We start from the raw sequence: 15,920 nt of genomic DNA on the forward strand, positions 1-15,920 counted from the left end.
TCAGTTCTCCTTCGTTTCCGTGTTCTTCACGCGCACCACGCGGATCACCCGCCTGGGCGCCTCCTTGGGCACCTGCACCACCGTCGGCGCCCGCCGGGTCCTGGTCTGCGTCCGCTTCCAGGCCGCCTCGGCCGCGGGCCACCCGTACGCCCGGGTCAGCCAGGCGAGGCGTGCCATCCCGCCGACGACGTTCGCCATCAGCCACCACCCGAGCAGGCCCGGGGAGGCGACCCAGCCGACGATCGCGGCCAGCACCGCGGCCACCGCAGCGGCGATCGCCGCCGGGAGGGGTCGCAGGGGCCCCCAGGACTCCCGCTGGCGGTACCAGAGGCCGTACAGGCCCCAGGACAAGGCGGTCGCCGGTCCGGCGACCGCCAGGACCGCCGCCTCGCGCAGGGCCGTCGTGAGGGTCCAGCCAAGGCGGTTCCCGGTGCCCTCCTCGCGGTAGATCCCGCGGTGCCACCGATTTGGTGTCACCACCTCTGCCCCTGGCGCGTCGCCAGCCCCCGCCTCGTCCCGGAAGTCCCGCCGGGCACGCGCCGCCAGGCGCTCCCCACGGCGGCGAGCCGCCGGGTTGCGCCCGGCCCGGGCCAGGACCCAGGCCGCGCGCTCCTTGGTGTAGGCGCTGTCAGCCACGGCCGACCGCCCATGCGGTCGCCAGGGCCTCGCAGGCCGGGTCCGGGGCCATGTTGTAGCCGAGGACGAAGACGAACAGCAGCAGAGCTGCGATGCCGATGAGGATTCCGATGCTCTTACCCATGGGGGTTCCACCTCCTGGTGTGGTTGACTGGTGTTGCGGTAACTGCGACACTACCATGGTACTATCGCAGTAGCAACAATACAATCTGACCAGGAGAGACGACATGGCACGCATCACGATCACCCTTCCCGACGACGTCGACGCGCAGCTGCGCCGCAGCGCCGCCGACCCCCGCATGCGCGGGGGGAGCGCCGGCCTGCTGGCCCGGGCGCTGATCGCCTACGGACTGGACCACATCGACGAACCCGCGGTACAAGAGGCGATCCTCGACGTCGTCGGCGACGACCGGGCCCGCCGCCAGCGCGTCGGCAAGACCGTCATGGAGGAGCGCTGGGCCGAGCACCGCGAGGGCGTCGAGGCCGCCAAGGCCAAGGACCAGGCCAAGCGAGCCCGTCGCCGCACCCCAAAAGACGGCGAATGAACGACGTATCCCCAGGTAGTATTGTAGTGCTGTAAGTACGGCAAAGTAACCGAGCCACATCACACGCACTGAGGAGCCCCCATGGCCTACGTCCCCCCGCCGACCCCGTTCGGCGGCTTCATCGACGCCGAGCCCGCGCAGACCGGGCCGCACCTGCTGGTCTCCGGTCCGTCCGGCGTCGGCAAGAGCCGCCGGGTCCTCGTCCCGGCGATCTTCCAGTGGCAGGGGCCCGCCGTGGCAGTCAGCTCGAAGCCGGATTTGATCGAGTTGGCCCTGGAGAACCGTCTGAACTGGGGCGGGAAGGGCCGGACGTACGTCCTGGACCTCTCCGGCCAGGTGCCGGACTCGATGCTCCCGGACGGCGCGGCTCGCGTGGTCATGGACCCCACGGTGCTGATCTCCGACGACGACGCCGCGATCGACCTGGCCGGGGCGATCATCAAGGCAGGCACCGCCGGCGCCGGGACCAGCAAGGGCGACCCGTTCTGGGAGACCCTCGCCACCGCGCCGTTGGCGGCGCTGCTGCGCGCCGCCGGCAGCGACGGCATCGCCTGGGCGCGCGACGCGGTCGGCAACACCGGAGCCGACGACGACGACACCGAGGACGACGAGTTCCTGGTCCCCACCTGGGCAAACGCGATCGCTCGGCTGACCACCATGGGCTCGGCCATGCTTGCCGCCGAGCTGGCCTCCGCAGGCGCGCTCGACGCGAAGATGAGGGACAGTGTCGTCATCACCATGAAGTCGGCGTTGGCCCCGTGGTGGCGGTCGACGGTCGTGGGAGGCGAGGGGGACCGCGCGTTCGTTCCTGCAATGTTGGAGCACCCGCGCAGCACGCTTTTCATCGTCGCCCCCGCCGACGGCGTGGCCGCCGGTGCCGCCGTGGGCTGCGTGGACGCGATCACCGAGCACTGGCGACGCGGGCAGACCCGCCCCGCGGGCAAGAGGTTGCCCCACCTGCTGCTCGCCGTCGACGAGCTGTGCAACACCATGCCCTGGCCCAAGCTCCCCGTCGTCGTCACTGAGGCGCGCGCCATGGGCATCGCCGTGCTGGCCGCGGTGCAGACCACCAAACAGTTCGCCCGTCGCTACGGCGGCCGCGAGGGCATGGAGGAGTTGCAGTCGGTCTTCCCGGCCATGCTGCTGCTGGTCGGCGCCGACGAGCGGGAGATGCTCGAACGCGCCGCCTGGGCGGCCGGGCGCACCGAGCGCCACAAAGTCAGCACCGACCACCTCGGGAAGGCCTCGCAGAGCAGCGAGATCAGCGACGTCCTGCACGGCGCCGACCTGCTGCCGAAGACCTGGGACCAGGGTCGATTGCTGCGCGGCACGCGCCCGGGGGAGAACCCAGGCCAGCGCACCGAGGCCGGCCTGCTCGTCGACCTCGTCGACGTCTCCGAGCTGCGCTACGAGGTCGCGTCCTGACCCGCCGCCTCGTAACGCAAAAGAACCCCGGCAACCAGATGGTTGCCGGGGTTCTTCCTTGTGCCGTCACCGTCCGCGGGAGACCGCCGAGGTGGCCCTCGCCTCTCGCTCCCGGGCGACGAACTTCTCCTTGGCCCGCTGCGCCTTCTGCGCCTGGTCAGCCCGCACCGGGCTGCCCTTGGCGCTGCCGGCCCGCTCGGCGCTGGCCTCGCGCAGGCGCGACTCGTGCTTGCGCACGTTCGACCGCTGAGCCTTGGCCTTCTGCGCCTCGGCCGAGCCGAGGGCGCCCTTCCCGTGGCGCCGCTCCACGGCCTTGTCGCCGCCGGCGGCGAGGTCGGCGCGGATCTCACGCACCTTGTTGGTGTCCAGCTGCTTGCCCTGGCCCGTCTGTCCGGCACGGGCGTCGTCGAGCTGGCTGCGTCGACGGCTCACGCCGTTGGCCGCCTCCAGCCGCTCGCGGCGCTCGCGCTGCTCCGGGCTCTCCTGCTCTGCCATGGCTCCTCCTATCTGTTGCGTGGCTCAGTCGAGCCACTTGACGTATTCGAGGCCCTGCACCTCGTCGATCAGCTCGTTGAAATGGTCGTTGCACGCGCTCGTCCGGCCCCACACGGGGAACCGGCTCGACGCGTCGCAGAACTCGAACGTCGCGATCGCGGGCTCGGTGCACGCCGCGCACACCGGGCGGTTCCGCGACGCGTCGAGCCGGTCAGACAACGACGGCGCCGCGCTCATCCCTGGGATCTCCACCTACCTCTCCTTCCTCCTCCGACGGCCCCGGGCGGGGCCCGGCGGGCGCTGTGCGCCCGCCCTACTGCGTCGCGAGGTCCGCGGCGCAGGAGACCCATCGACCGACCGTGTTGTGGCTGACGCCGACCTCAGCGCCGATCGCCCGCAAGCTAGCCCCGCCGGCCTTCAACTCCAACGCCCGGGCAATCTGCTCGACATCGACGGCGGTGCCCAGCTCCTCGCGGACCAGCTCGGCGAGCCGGTCCATGGACTGGTCCGTGGACCGGTCAGCGTGGTCCGCGGGGTGGTCCGTCTGGTCCGCGGGCCCCTCGTCGCTGTCACACGGCCGGTCGTCCAGCTCGGCGACGAGGTGCTCGAAGACCTCGTCGAGGTCCTCGGTCGACGGACCGTGGTCAACGGGCGTGACCTGCGCGTATGACACCGACGGACCAGGCTGGTCCGTGGTCAGTGACACCACTGGTCCGTGGTCAGCGGGGTGGTCCGCGGGGTGGTCCGTCTGGTCAGTGGGGTGGTCAACGTGGTCCGCGGGGTGGTCAGCCGAGACCGTCGACGCGGCGAGCGCGTCTGCCTTGATCGCGTGCATCGCCATCAGAACGCCGATGGTGGCGACCCCGGCGGGGACGTCCAGTAGCACCGGCAGGGTCCACGCGTACGTACCCCAACCCATCCGTGCGGCCAGGCCCTCCAGGCCGGTGAAGCTGACCACCAGCGCGATGCCGGCGACCACCGCGACGGAGAGCACCAGGACGCCGACGAGCGCCAGCGACGCCCGGTCGACGTGGCTACGCTCGCGCGGTGCCCGCGGCCCCGGCCGCCGGACCGACCCGGCGAAGGACGTCGAGAGGGTCAGGCCGAGGTGAACCATGAGAGCGAAGACGACCGGGGGAGCGCCGTGGCCCGCCGCCACGACGATCGGCGGGATCTTCTCGACCATGAAGAAGGCGACGTTGCCGGCCACCGAGAGCGCCACGAAGGCGACCAGGACGCCGAAGTAGTAGCGGTAGCCGTAGGCCTCGGTGCCCTCGTCGAGGTTGAACGGGTTGATGATCATCGGTTCGCCTCCTCGGCGGTGTCGGACAGGGAGCCCAGAATGAGGGCAATGGCGAACAGGTAGGCGACGACCCCGGCGGCCACAGTCACCGAGAGCCAACCTCGGTAGCCCGCCAGGGAAGCGCCGGAGACGAAGCCGGGAACCAGCGTCACCAGGCCCGCCGTCGCAGCGACGATGAACGCCCCGGCGATGCACCACGGCAACGGGCGACGCTCGTGGAGAGCCCGGTCGAGGGCGTGGACGGAGACGATCGCAGTCGCCAGGACCGCGGCCGACCAGAGGAGCCAGAAGCCCCAGAGGAACGACGCAGGGACCCTCGGCCCGCCGTCGGCGCCCAGCGCGGACAGGACGTTCAGCGCACCGGCCATGCCGACGCCGACGAGCACGGACGACGTCAGCACGAGCCGGTCGCGGAGAGTGAGTCGGCTCATCGGGTCACCTCCGGGAGGAAGCCAGCGGCCGCGCGGGCGGCGACGGATCCGGGTGCGGAGTTCACTCGCTCCAGACCGGCGTATCGCGTTTTGAACTGGCTCGCATCGAGAGTCGCCCGGGTGCTGATCGAGGCGTTCTTGGGCGCTTTGCAGTTGAGCCAGTTGGTCAGGTCGTACTCCACGATCAGCGGCTCGGGCAGGGACATGCACATACCCGGCTTCGGCCGCCGCTGCTTGCCGTCCGCACCCACGTCCGGGTAGGACCACAGACCGGGTTCCTCGTCCACGAGCGACAGCAGCTCCCGTTTGAAGTTGGTGACGCCCATCGGCTTGCTGGCGGAGTTGAACCGTTCCATCCAGGCCTTGAAGTGGTCGTAGAGGAAGTTGTAGGGCAGCAGGTCCCAGACGAACTCCTCGCGGAACTCCAGCCACCACTGGCGGACCGGGTCGTTGTTGACCTTGTATTCGTTCTGGTCAGCGACCATCGTTGCTGTCTGCTCGATGTCGTAGTACGTCGGGGTCAGTTCGGCGGTGAGCACGCGCTTGAGGACGTACTCCAGCACGTCGTCGCGCTTGAGGTACTCGTCCTTGATGTACTTGCGCTCCATGCCGGTGAAGGACTTGCGGAAGCGCATGAACAGCTGTCGCCGGTAGAACGAGCCCGACTTGTCCTTGGTCCTGGGCTCCTCGTTGACGCACTGGACCATGAACCCGAAGAACTGGAACTCGATCGGGTCGCGGTACTTGACATTGATCGAGAGGACATCGTTGGTGGCGATCGTCTTGAAGTTCGCCAACTTCTCGATGAACAAGCCCACGTCGTTCTCATCAACGAGGATCGCGCTGGCAGTCAGCAAGCTCGTCAGCATGAAGTCCCGACCGAGATCCGCCAGCGCGATCGACGCGTAGTTGCCCAAGCCAACGAGGTTGCGCATGAGCTCCAGGAGCGTGCCCTTGCCGTTGTTGCCCTTCTCCGAGACGAACCAGGCGCACTTGTTCCAGCTCACGTACGGCCGGACGACGGCGCCGATGACCTGCCAGAGGACCTCGGAGAAGCCGGGGTCGGTCTCGTCGTTGAGGTCGCGCATCCAGGACTCGATGTCCCAGGTCTGGGCCTCCAGGCACGTGTCGTCGCACTCGGGGACGTCGGGGCACTCGTCGTCGTGGTCGCGGGTGCACACGGCCTTGCTCGGGTGGTTGTGTCCGCATACCCAGAGCGGGTGGCCCTGGGTGCAGGCCTTGGGCATGGTGATGACCGGATTCTCGGCGGCTGGGTTCCACTTAATCGGGAGCTTCGACAGGAAGATGTAGTCGGGGCTGAACTCGATGCGCTTGGGATGCCCGCCGTTGTAGTCGACGATGCAGTCGTTCGCCGCGATCAGGTCCCTGTTCGTCGCCCTGAGCGCCGGCTGCGCGATCAGGCGCAGATGGGACATAACTTCCTCCTGCTCCTTTCGCAGCACGCCCTCCTGGTAGCGGTTGATCAACGCCGCCCACTCCACCGGCTCACTGCGGTACGTGCCGTACGTCTCAGACCGAGGATCGCTGTCGTAGAAGGCCAGGAGCGCCGTGGACAGGCTCCCGCCCGTCTTCGTCCTGACCAGCACCACTCGGTTCTGGGCGGCGACCAGCTTGGCGATCTGGACGAAGCCGAGGCGATCGAGGCCTCGATAGACACCGCGGTGCACCGTGCGCTTCTCGGTGATGTGGCCGTTCTCGGCGGTGATGGCCTCGTTGATGCGCCCCAGGAGGCTGTCGCGCAGGTCCTGCGGCGTCATATTGTCGATCATGGAGCGCCCGGCGTCGGTGGTCGGCTTCAGGAACCGCTTGGTCACGACATCGACGATCGTGTCGAACGACGCGGCGTACGGCTTGGACTTGCGGTTGTCCGGGTCCAGGCGGGAGCGGGGGATGCCGTCCTCGGCGAGCCGGTCGAGTTCGTCGGAGGTGAGCTCGCGACGGTTCTCGCGCTTGATCTGTGCAGGGGTCATCCGCGTCCGCCCGTTGTCACCCGAGTCGGCGGGTTCCTCTGTCGCTGGCTTCTCTGCCTTCGACGCGTTAGAGGAGTCAGCCTGTGACTGGGCCTGCTGTTCGGCCTGAATGGCTTCGAACGCGAGGTCGAGCGCGTCGAAGATGTCGGTGCTGGACGAGTCCGTATCGGCGCCGGTATCATCAGTACCAGATCCGGTACCCGCCAAGGCCTTGATCTCAGGAGCCCCGCCTTTTGCTGCGGGGCTTTCTGCTGTGGTCGTCATCCCTGTGCACCCCCGACCGGGCGTCGGCGCGCTGCGCGCCAGCGGACGTACGAGAACACCGGGATCGCGAAGCGCTGGCCGTCTCGGACCGCCTCCAGGCGACCCAAACGGACCTCACGCCGGATCGTCGCCATCGACAGACCGGCGAGATCCGCGACCTCGCGGGCCGTGAAGTCAGCACGACGATCCGGAGCCGGACGCTCAGCGGGAGGAATCGCCTGGAGCGCGCCACGCAGCTCAGCGATGAGGGATTCAGAGGGTTCGACCTGGGGGTTACCCAGAGTTGCCTTGGACATATCAATGCACACCAATCTGCGCCGCATCCGGGTTACCAAGCCGGAATAGGCGCTGTTGATGTGGGTCACCAGGCTGCCGCAATTATAACCCAACGCAAGAACTTCATGCAAACCGAGGCAACCCGCGTAACCAGTGCAACCCGCGCGTCAATCGGTGTGCAACCCTGTACAACCCGAGCGTCAATCGGTGTGCAACCCTGTACAACCCGAGCGTCAATCGGTGTGCAACCCTGTACAACCCGAGCGTCAATCGGTGTGCAACCCTGTACAACCCGAGCGTCAATCGGTGTGCAACCCTGTACAACCCGAGCGTCAATCGGTGTGCAACCCTGTACAACCCGAGCGTCAATCGGTGTGCAACCGGTGAACTCCGCACTGCCGAAACGCCGTCGGAAGGTGGCAGTTCGCAGAGGATTAACGCCTCGGGAACGCTCTACGGCCAAAAAGTGTTCCCGGTGTTCCCTTCTATGTTCCGCGCTTTGGGTGCGTTTCCGCAGGTCACGGCGTTAAGGAACACCGGGAACACCGGGAACACTTTTCCAGAAACCTTTGTATAGCTGCTTACAACGATCCGCACCGGCGCTCTCCTTCCCATCTCTTATTCTCTCGCGTATAGAACTTCTTCAAAATAGTGTTCCCGGTGTTCCCTACACAGATTTAGCGTTCCTGACCTGCAAAAATGAGGGAACACCGAAGGGAACACCAGGGGAACACCGGGAACACTTTCGATGCTCGCACCCAGGTGCCCCATCTCAACGGCGTCGACAGCTCTCGACTTGCTCCCACGGTCACGCTCCACCGTTCCGAGTACCTGGCTTTCGACAGTCGTGGAGCAGGGGTGGTGTAAACAGGCCGTTCTCAACGCCCACCCATGCCACCCGCCCCAACGGCGTCGACAGCACCACACTCGCTCCCACGGTCACGGAACAGCAGAACGCCCCACCGGATGCTCCGGTGGGGCGTTCTCGGCTTCGCAGTCGGGCACGCCTCACGTGCGCGTCGCGGCTTGTCGCTCCGCACCCCTCAGTGCCGCCTCGATGGCGGCCCGGCGAGCGGGGCTGAATGCCGGCGCGGCGGCCACGATCGCGGCGACCAGCTGTTCGTGCTCGGCTTCGGCATCGGCGATGCGAGGCCGGGTGAGCGCGTCGACGTCCGCAGGACGGAAACGCAGCGCGCCTTTGAGCTTGGCCGCCGGCAGCCGGCCGGCGTCCTTGAGTCGCCTCAGATGGCGCTCGTTGTAACCGCTACGGGTCGCCGCCTCGGCGAGCGACAGGGTGAACTGGGTGGGATCTGCAACGGCGAGCATCGGCCCGCCTCCTTTCGGAGGTCGAGCGCCCGCACCCTTCGCCGGGCCCCTGCCGGGGGAGTTCCCGCTGCTAGACCGAACCGCGTCGGTCGCGCTCCACCACTTCTTGCCGCTCGGTCATCGTGGCGGTGGTCCCACTACCGAGGCGGCCTGGCAACATCTCTACTGTTCGTGGGATGCCACCCCGTCGAACAGCGGCGCACCCGGCATCTGCCGGGATGGTCCGAGTGTAGCCGTTCGTAGCCGGATCTAGTCGGACCGAAACCGCACGTCGATGAGCTTCTTGTCGAATCCCTTCGCACCCCTCTTGCTGGGCAGGATCGTCACGGTCAGCACTTCGTTGAGGATGATCCGCTGTCGCGCCGTGTCCAGCGCATGCCATGCAGCCTCGACGTCGTCGGCCTGAACCACGGTCAGGCCGGGGTTCGTCGACCGTGGTGTCAGCAAGGCGTCGATCTCGTTGAGCCGACCGCGGAGCTTGACCGACTCGTGCTTGACGCCGTCGCCGTTCAACACGCCCTCGGCGTAGAGCGCAGCCAGCCCGTCGATCTTCTCGCTCACCACGGCACGCTCAATGCGCAGCTTCCCGACGTCGACGCCGGCCTCCTCCGGTGGAGCGAACAGGTCGCGGGCGTCGGCGCGGCTCAGCCGGGGGAGTAGCCACTCTCCGACGACGTAGTCTTCGACGTTCTGGGCATTGCGCGACAGGTGCTTGTGCGCGAGGCACGCGTACAGCCGCACCGGTTCGTACGTTCGCTCCTCGCCGGACTTCAACGTGCGGGGGCGCTGCTGGTAGTACGACGTGTAGACCTTCGTCTTGTCGTCGGCGCACTTCCCGCAGTAGGCCAGGCCCGACAGCAAATGCCGCGGCTCTGTGCCCCACGCCCGACGGCGCTCCGGCGCCCTCAGCTTGCTCTGTGCGGCGTCGAAGACGTCGACGCTCACAATCGCCTCGAAGGCACCGGCATAGGTCAAGTCCTGGACGGCCGATCCGGTGGCCTTGCGCTTGTCGGCATCGGGTTCCCACTTGGTCAGCACGCCCTTGTACCGCGCGTTCCCCAGCAGTGATCGGATGTTCGCATTCGACCACTCCCGTCCCTTCGAGCTGGTGTAGCCCAGCGCGTTCAGGTCACGGGCGATGTGCGTGATCTTCTTACCGGTGACGAAGTCCTCGAACGCCTTCTTGACCGCGGCGGCTTCGTCGGGAACCTGCGTCATGCCGTCGGCGGCGAACCCCAGAATCTTCGCCCGCAGCACCGGCTCGCCCTTGAGTCTTCTCGTCTCGTTCGCGTGGATGGCCCGCTCGGACTTGCGACGGATCTCGAACCTGGCCACCGCAGCGAGCATGGTCGCCCGGAACTCCCCGTCTGCTGTCGTGAGGTCGATCTCGCCGTCGACGGTGACGATGCGCGCCTTTCGCTCCATCAGTTTCACGAGGTCTTCCAATGTCCGGAGCAGGCGGTCGAGATCGCGCGCGATGATGACGTCGAACGCCCCGGAACCGACCTGGTCGAGCATGGTCGACCACGCGGTGTTGTCACCGCGAGCCTTCGTCGCCGAGACGCCGTCGTCGATGTACTCGGGGCCGTACTCCCACTCTCTGGCAGTGCAAAGCGCCTGGATACGGCGCCGCTGCGTCTCCAGGGACAGTGACTCGTCATCATCCTCATCGGATTTCGAGACGCGGAGGTATGCAGCGGCGACGGTCATAGTAGGACACTGTAGGCTATGAATGTCTAATACTGTTGAAGTCAGGGTATTTCGACAGATCGCTGAGTTCGTATGGCAGAACTGGCCTGCCTTGTCCGAGGTGCAGAACGCTCATCGTGCGTGAGCAGTTCATGAACCGGGGCTCTCACTTCTGCCCGAAGTGTCAGCCGCCGCCGCGGGGTAGGCGCTGATCATCTCGACGCGATCGCCGACGTCTTTCACGAGTCCAGGATGAGCGTTGCCAGCTCCTCCAAAGAGCGCGATCGTGCCCTCGGCGACCGACATCCGCTCGTCACGAGGTCGCTTCACGAGGACGTCTCCGTTCCCGCCAGCCTTGTCGGATGAGTGGGCACGAGATGTGACAGTGGACGATCTTTTCTCCTCGTAGTCCATCGGAACAGACGCCCGGTCACCTCGGGTGTCCGATGCGTGGAGCGATTGGTGCGCCGTGCCGACGGCGTCAGCGGGCGCTCGTCGCGTTGTCATCTGTTGTTCTGTGCTGTCAAGACAAAGCTGGTCGGATTTTGCTGGTTGATGACCCAGCTGCTCCAGCCTCAGTGCGGTTGAGCCGGAGGCCCCTAGGAGCATGTGATGCACAACACGCTGGGGCAAGTTTACAGCTAGTTGCTAACATCGTAGATGTCCTATTCTAGTAGGATACGAGATATATCAGCTGCGGAAATGTTGGCAGACAGGGGTCTTGTCCCTGCTTGTCTGATTTTCTTCAGCGGCGTATAGGCGTCGTGGAGGGGGAGTTCATGCGCGTATCGCGGCCGTCGTTCTCGCTAGTAGCGCTGTGATTGCCGATACTGGTGAAGTCGGGCCCGCCGCCGCGTCTACGTACAAGGACAAGACGATCACCCGAACATCCGACGGCGGGTGGAAGGTGTCGCTGACCAAGTCCAGCGAACAAATTCAGAGCGTTCCGGCGCTCAGCCGCGGCCTCGGTTCGTACGAGGCGTTCCTGGACCTGCGTGGGTCGGCGACGATCACCGACGCCGGGAGTGCGCCGGTGGATGCCGCGGTGTTGTCGACCGGGTTCCAGGTGTCGTGCCAGTGGCAGATGGACGGGGTGAATGTGGGTATCGCTGGCGGTCCGACGGCGCAGATGTCGATCAGCTATCCGCCGGCGATCGCTCCGGTTCCGGACTACTTCAACGAGCGAGCCGCCGAGTTTGTGTGGGGAGAGTTCCTAGGAAATGGTGTCACAGCTCTCGCGTACTAGTACGGCAGGCACCCTGCGCCGATGGTGGGCTGCGGTTCCGCCTGCATTGGTGGCAGGTCTCGCGTACTACACCAGCTACTCTGGGGCGGCAGTCACCGCAATGATCTTCCCTCTGATGCTGGCGTGGTGGCCGGGGCTGCCCGCCGTTGCATTCCTGGCCTTCTGGTCGGGAACGGAGCGTCTACTGCCGGCTAGCTGGATGTCTGCAACGCCGATCTTGCGGACAGTCCTTACGGGGTTGGTGGCGAGCGGACTCACGGTGCTTGTCGGCGGGCTGATTCTGGTGGCAGTGGACAATTCCTCGAGTGCAGCGATCCTGCGCCTACTTCCAGGCTGGTCTGCACCATTCATCATCGTCTCAGCTCTGTCATGCTGGCTGTGGGCCATCGTGTCTGAGCGGCGTCGAGTTCTTCGCGATGGAACGGGAGCTGAACTAGATGTACCCGGTCACTAGGTTGTTGCAGGCGGCTGATCGGTGGTGTGCAGGTCCTCGACCTCGGTCGGCGGCCGGGTGATGCGGGGGCCTGATGCTCGGCGAACACTTCATGAACCGGAGCTCGTTCTACTGTCCGTCGTGCCAGAAGGCCCCGCGGGTCCGCCGGTAGGCTCGGCGGTGGTCAACCGGTGGTCGATGGCTTCTTCGCAGGCAGCAAGAACGCGATACCGCACGCGGCGGCGACCAGGCCCGCGCTGACGAACAGGGCGGCGCGGTAGCCGGGCAGGACGTCGGCGCCGCTGTTCACGGCCGCGGATACGGTGACCAGGATCGCGAGGCCGAGGGCTCCGCCGACCTGACGGAACGTGTTGAGCAGGCCGGAGACCATGCCCGCGGCCGCAGGCGCAACCGCGGCGGTGGCGACGTTCGGCAACGGCAGGAACACCATCCCGATCCCGACCGAGGTGACGAGTGACGGGATCAGGATCGCGGTGAGGAAGCCGCCGTCCGTCGGCAGCGGTGCGAACAGCAGGAATCCGACCGTCGCTATCGCGGTTCCGGCGGCGACCACGCGTCGTGCACCGACCTTGGGCACGAGCCATGCTGCGAGCCGAACCGCGGCCACGGTGCCGAAGCAGAACGGCAGGAACACCACGCCCGTCTTGGTGGCGGAGTAGCCCAACCCCATCTGCAGGTAGAGCGAGACGAAGTAGAAGGCTCCGAACTGCCCCGCCACGACGACGGCCAGGACGAGACACGGAATCAGGACTTCTCGGCTGCCGAGTACGCGGAAGTCGACGAGCGGCACCGCGGTCCGCCGCTCGACCGCGACGAAGGCGATGAGAAGCGACGCCGCGACCGCGAACCACCCGATGGTGCGGGCGCTGCCCCACCCGTTGTCGGTGGCGGTGACGATCCCGTACGTGAGCACGGTCAGGCCGCCGGTGGCGAGCACGCCTCCCGCCCAGTCGGTGCGGCGGTCGGCCCCGTCGAGCGGGCCGGGCGCCGCGTACGAGATTGCGAGTCCGACCGCGGACACGACCGCCCCGCAGGCGATGACCGTGCGCCATCCGAGAGCATCGGTGATCACTCCGGACAGGACGACGCCCACGGCGCCGCCGACCGACGCTCCGATGGCGATGGCCGCGAATCCCCGTGCGCGCTGAGCGGGCTCGCGGAAGGTCAGGGCCACCGAGGTGATCGCAGCGGGCGCGACAGCGGCCGCGCCCACACCCTGCAGCACCCGGACGACGATCACCTGCCACGGCTCATGGCACAGGTATGCGGCCAGCGACGCGACCGTGAACAGCGCGAATCCGAACCTGAGCAAAGACCGCGGGCCGAACCGGTCGGACAGTCGCCCCGAGAGGAGGAGCAGTCCGCCGAAGGCGATCGCGTACGCGTTGACGACCCATGACAGGCCCTGAGGGCTGAAGTGCACGTCGTCTCGGATCGCGCGGAGCGCGACATTGGTGACCGACGCGTCGAAGGCGACGAGGAACTGGGAGAGTCCGGCGAGCAGCAGGGGAACCCGGGTCGACCTGTTTTGTGTAGCAAGTAACATAAATAATTAGGCTAGACTTAGTTAAGGATCGCCGCAAGGGTCGTCTGACAGAATGCGGGGATGCGTCAGAGCACGCCGCGCCGCGGTCGTCCGCCCAGCATCACCCGGGATCAGATCGTCGAGAGGGCTCTCGTCCGACTCGACGACGCGGGCGTGGACGGCCTCACGATGAAGGATCTCGCGAGCGACCTCGGGGTGACGACGATGTCGCTGTATCGCCACGTCGACGACAAGGAGACCCTGCTCGCACTCGCACTCGACGCGATCGCCGAACCCTTCGCGTCGATCGTGTTCCCCGAGGAGCCCCGCGCATGCATCCGACTGGCGATGACCACGCTCTACGTGACGCTGACCGCGCATCCGTGGGTTCCGGAGGCGCTGATCCGGCCGCAGCGGATCGGTCGCGGTGCGCTGCTGTTGACCGACGCGGTGATGGGCGCGACGTACCGTCTCACCGGGGACCGGGCGGCCGCGCTCACCGCCTACCGGGCGCTCTGGAGCCTCACGCTCGGCAGCGTGCTCTCCCACCTGCGGCAGCGGGCCGAAGGGACGCCGCTGTCGCACGGCCGGATGGACGATCTCCTTGGGGCGATGCCGCGCGACGCCCTGCCCGACCTTCGCGCGAGCGCGACGCTCGACGAACGGCCGTCCACCGAGGAGGACTTCGCCGCGAGCCTGTCGGCGCTGATGCACGGGCTGTTCGGCCCCGTAACCGAGAAGTGACCGGCCGCGACGCGAGAGCGGCTCACGCGCGGACGGCTGACGACGTCATTCCTCGGCGTAGTAGCCGAGGAACGCGAAATCGCCGTCGATCTGCGCACGCAGGTACGCCTCGAACGAGTCGGCGATGACGAGGTAACTGTCCGGGTCGTGCAGGTACCGCACGACTTGCCCGACCGTGCCGCCGGGCAGGGGATCGAAGTCGATGTACAGCTGGGACGTCCCGCCGTTGTTCATGCAGTCGGCGAAGTGCAGGCGGCGGCCCATCGGCAGGTCGGGGTCGATCCGGTCGTCGCGGTACCCGTGGCGCGGGTCGGCGCCGCGTCCTTCGGGGAGCCATTCGTCGAGCTGATCGCCGTACACATCGCGGATGCTGTACCCGTTGTCGGCGGCGTCGACGATCTGCGCCGTCGACTGCAGGTAGTAGGGGTAGTCGCCGACATCCGAGCCGAGGATGAGCACGGACACCTCGTGGTCGCCGTACCGTCGCCAATAGGTGCCGTCGATCCGGCTCAGCAACTCCACGAGGGCGTCGGGGCGCGCCGGGTACACAGCGCGCAGGCGCTCGAGGTCGGTGGCCGTCGCGCCGGTCGCGTGGCGGAGCGAGTCGCGCGCGTCGACGGCTTCGTCGAGGTCGATCTCGGCGAGACGGGCCGTCACGCCCGCGAGGTAGGCGTCGACCGTCATCGGGTCCCCGCCCGCAGCCGGTCATGGGCGGGCGCTCCGCAGAGCCGGGTCACGTCACACATGCGGCGAGTCTAAGCCCGATCACGCGAAACCCGCCGCGGCCCCGACGAATCAGGGAATCGACCGCCCGGCGGATGTGTTGGTCGGAGTCGATAGGCTGGACGATCGAACGCGACGACGAAGGAGCCGGAACCGCCATGACCGAATTGTGGGTGCAACGCACCGGAACCCGCCGCTACACGGGCCACAGCTCCCGCGGCGCCGAGGTGCTGATCGGGTCCGCCGACGTCGAGGGCGTGTTCACGCCGGGCGAACTGCTGAAGATCGCGCTTGCGGGCTGCACCGGCATGTCGTCCGACAAGCCGTTGTCGCGGCGCCTCGGCGACGACTACGACGCCACCGTCCGAGTCTCCGGCGACGCCGACCGGGAGAACGAGGTGTACCCGGTGCTGTCCGAGACTCTCGAGGTGGACCTGTCCGATCTCGACCCCGAGGCCGCACAACGACTGCTCGTGGTCGTCGAACGGGCCGTGGAGAAGGTGTGCACCGTCGGACGGACCATCAAGGCCGGCGCGCAGGTCGACCTGTCCATCGAGACCGACTGACCGTGCAGCGAATGTCCGCGTGGGTCCACGGAAACGTCCAAGGAGTGGGTTTCCGCTGGTGGACGAGGTCGAAGGCCCTCGAGTTGGGGCTCGTGGGCTACGCGTCCAACCACGTCGACGGCCGGGTCCACGTCGTCGCCGAAGGCCCCGCGCCGCAGTTGGAGTCGCTGCTGGCCGCGTTGCGGTCGGGACAGACGCCCGGGCGGGTGGACGTGGTCGTCGAGGATTTCGGCCCGGCGCGCGGAGACCACACGTCCTTCGTCGAACGCTGAGGTAGCCGC

18 protein-coding genes and 2 pseudogenes are annotated in these 15,920 nt (G+C 67.2%); 8 read left to right on the forward strand and 12 right to left on the reverse strand.

The window, feature by feature from the left end; translation table 11 throughout:
- Window positions 1–480, reverse strand: coding sequence for a hypothetical protein (locus tag GYB83_RS14230; protein ID WP_161896090.1), 480 nt, complete (start codon window positions 478–480; stop codon window positions 1–3).
- A 148-nt stretch (window positions 481–628) separates the two neighbouring features.
- On the reverse strand, window positions 629–760 hold the full coding sequence (locus GYB83_RS23905; protein WP_267130330.1) for a hypothetical protein: 132 nt from the start codon (window positions 758–760) through the stop codon (window positions 629–631).
- A 103-nt stretch (window positions 761–863) separates the two neighbouring features.
- Here GYB83_RS23905 and GYB83_RS14235 point away from each other — a divergent pair, with 103 nt between their 5' ends.
- Window positions 864–1,181, forward strand: a complete 318-nt coding sequence (locus GYB83_RS14235) for a hypothetical protein (RefSeq protein ID WP_161896091.1) — start codon at window positions 864–866, stop codon at window positions 1,179–1,181.
- Between the two features lie 81 nt (window positions 1,182–1,262).
- Complete coding sequence (locus GYB83_RS14240; RefSeq protein ID WP_161896092.1) at window positions 1,263–2,606, forward strand: TraM recognition domain-containing protein; 1,344 nt, start codon at window positions 1,263–1,265, stop codon at window positions 2,604–2,606.
- A gap of 66 nt (window positions 2,607–2,672) precedes the next feature.
- Here GYB83_RS14240 and GYB83_RS14245 read toward each other — a convergent pair whose 3' ends face one another.
- From GYB83_RS14245 to GYB83_RS14275, 8 genes are all read right to left on the reverse strand, one after another.
- Window positions 2,673–3,038 (reverse strand): hypothetical protein, encoded by a 366-nt coding sequence (locus GYB83_RS14245; protein WP_161896093.1) that lies wholly within the window; start codon window positions 3,036–3,038, stop codon window positions 2,673–2,675.
- A gap of 87 nt (window positions 3,039–3,125) precedes the next feature.
- Window positions 3,126–3,353: a hypothetical protein gene (locus tag GYB83_RS14250; protein WP_161896094.1), complete on the reverse strand. Its 228-nt coding sequence runs from the start codon at window positions 3,351–3,353 to the stop codon at window positions 3,126–3,128.
- Window positions 3,354–3,414: 61 nt separating this feature from the next.
- The gene (locus GYB83_RS23410; RefSeq protein WP_186349786.1) at window positions 3,415–4,404 is read right to left on the reverse strand and encodes a helix-turn-helix domain-containing protein; all 990 of its coding nucleotides are present in this window, start codon (window positions 4,402–4,404) and stop codon (window positions 3,415–3,417) included.
- Window positions 4,401–4,835 carry a hypothetical protein gene (locus GYB83_RS14255; RefSeq protein WP_161896095.1) on the reverse strand — a complete coding sequence of 145 codons (435 nt, stop codon included), beginning with the start codon at window positions 4,833–4,835 and terminating at the stop codon, window positions 4,401–4,403. The genes GYB83_RS23410 and GYB83_RS14255 overlap by 4 nt, the downstream gene beginning before the upstream one ends.
- On the reverse strand, window positions 4,832–6,826 hold the full coding sequence (locus GYB83_RS14260; RefSeq protein ID WP_161896096.1) for a phage/plasmid primase, P4 family: 1,995 nt from the start codon (window positions 6,824–6,826) through the stop codon (window positions 4,832–4,834). Before GYB83_RS14260 ends, GYB83_RS14255 begins: the two co-directional genes overlap by 4 nt.
- Before the next feature lie 260 nt (window positions 6,827–7,086).
- On the reverse strand, window positions 7,087–7,455 hold the full coding sequence (locus GYB83_RS14265; RefSeq protein ID WP_161896097.1) for a helix-turn-helix domain-containing protein: 369 nt from the start codon (window positions 7,453–7,455) through the stop codon (window positions 7,087–7,089).
- Between the two features lie 919 nt (window positions 7,456–8,374).
- Complete coding sequence (locus GYB83_RS14270) at window positions 8,375–8,692, reverse strand: helix-turn-helix domain-containing protein (RefSeq protein WP_161896098.1); 318 nt, start codon at window positions 8,690–8,692, stop codon at window positions 8,375–8,377.
- A gap of 249 nt (window positions 8,693–8,941) precedes the next feature.
- Complete coding sequence (locus tag GYB83_RS14275) at window positions 8,942–10,402, reverse strand: recombinase family protein (RefSeq protein WP_161896099.1); 1,461 nt, start codon at window positions 10,400–10,402, stop codon at window positions 8,942–8,944.
- Between the two features lie 38 nt (window positions 10,403–10,440).
- Between GYB83_RS14275 and GYB83_RS14280 the strand changes: the two are divergent.
- The 3 genes and pseudogenes from GYB83_RS14280 to GYB83_RS24235 all read left to right on the forward strand — a co-directional run.
- Window positions 10,441–10,593 (forward strand): annotated as a pseudogene (locus GYB83_RS14280) (zinc finger domain-containing protein); the annotation flags it as partial.
- 605 nt (window positions 10,594–11,198) lie between these two features.
- Window positions 11,199–11,627, forward strand: coding sequence for an MspA family porin (locus tag GYB83_RS14285; protein ID WP_161896100.1), 429 nt, complete (start codon window positions 11,199–11,201; stop codon window positions 11,625–11,627).
- 515 nt (window positions 11,628–12,142) lie between these two features.
- Window positions 12,143–12,232 (forward strand): annotated as a pseudogene (locus GYB83_RS24235) (DNA-formamidopyrimidine glycosylase); the annotation flags it as partial.
- A 12-nt stretch (window positions 12,233–12,244) separates the two neighbouring features.
- Here the strand turns inward: GYB83_RS24235 and GYB83_RS14290 are convergent.
- On the reverse strand, window positions 12,245–13,627 hold the full coding sequence (locus GYB83_RS14290; protein WP_161896101.1) for an MFS transporter: 1,383 nt from the start codon (window positions 13,625–13,627) through the stop codon (window positions 12,245–12,247).
- A gap of 60 nt (window positions 13,628–13,687) precedes the next feature.
- Between GYB83_RS14290 and GYB83_RS14295 the strand changes: the two genes are divergently transcribed.
- Window positions 13,688–14,350: a TetR/AcrR family transcriptional regulator gene (locus GYB83_RS14295; protein WP_161896102.1), complete on the forward strand. Its 663-nt coding sequence runs from the start codon at window positions 13,688–13,690 to the stop codon at window positions 14,348–14,350.
- Window positions 14,351–14,395: 45 nt separating this feature from the next.
- Here GYB83_RS14295 and GYB83_RS14300 read toward each other — a convergent pair whose 3' ends face one another.
- A complete protein-coding gene (locus tag GYB83_RS14300; RefSeq protein ID WP_161896103.1) occupies window positions 14,396–15,034 on the reverse strand; it encodes an SMI1/KNR4 family protein in 639 nt (212 codons plus the stop codon).
- A gap of 197 nt (window positions 15,035–15,231) precedes the next feature.
- Between GYB83_RS14300 and GYB83_RS14305 the strand changes: the two genes are divergently transcribed.
- Both GYB83_RS14305 and GYB83_RS14310 read left to right on the forward strand, forming a co-directional pair.
- On the forward strand, window positions 15,232–15,639 hold the full coding sequence (locus GYB83_RS14305) for an OsmC family protein (RefSeq protein WP_161896104.1): 408 nt from the start codon (window positions 15,232–15,234) through the stop codon (window positions 15,637–15,639).
- 11 nt (window positions 15,640–15,650) lie between these two features.
- Window positions 15,651–15,911: an acylphosphatase gene (locus tag GYB83_RS14310; protein ID WP_161896105.1), complete on the forward strand. Its 261-nt coding sequence runs from the start codon at window positions 15,651–15,653 to the stop codon at window positions 15,909–15,911.
- Window positions 15,912–15,920 lie beyond the last annotated feature (9 nt).

This window comes from Gordonia spumicola, assembly GCF_009932475.1.
Lineage (GTDB): Bacteria > Actinomycetota > Actinomycetes > Mycobacteriales > Mycobacteriaceae > Gordonia > Gordonia spumicola.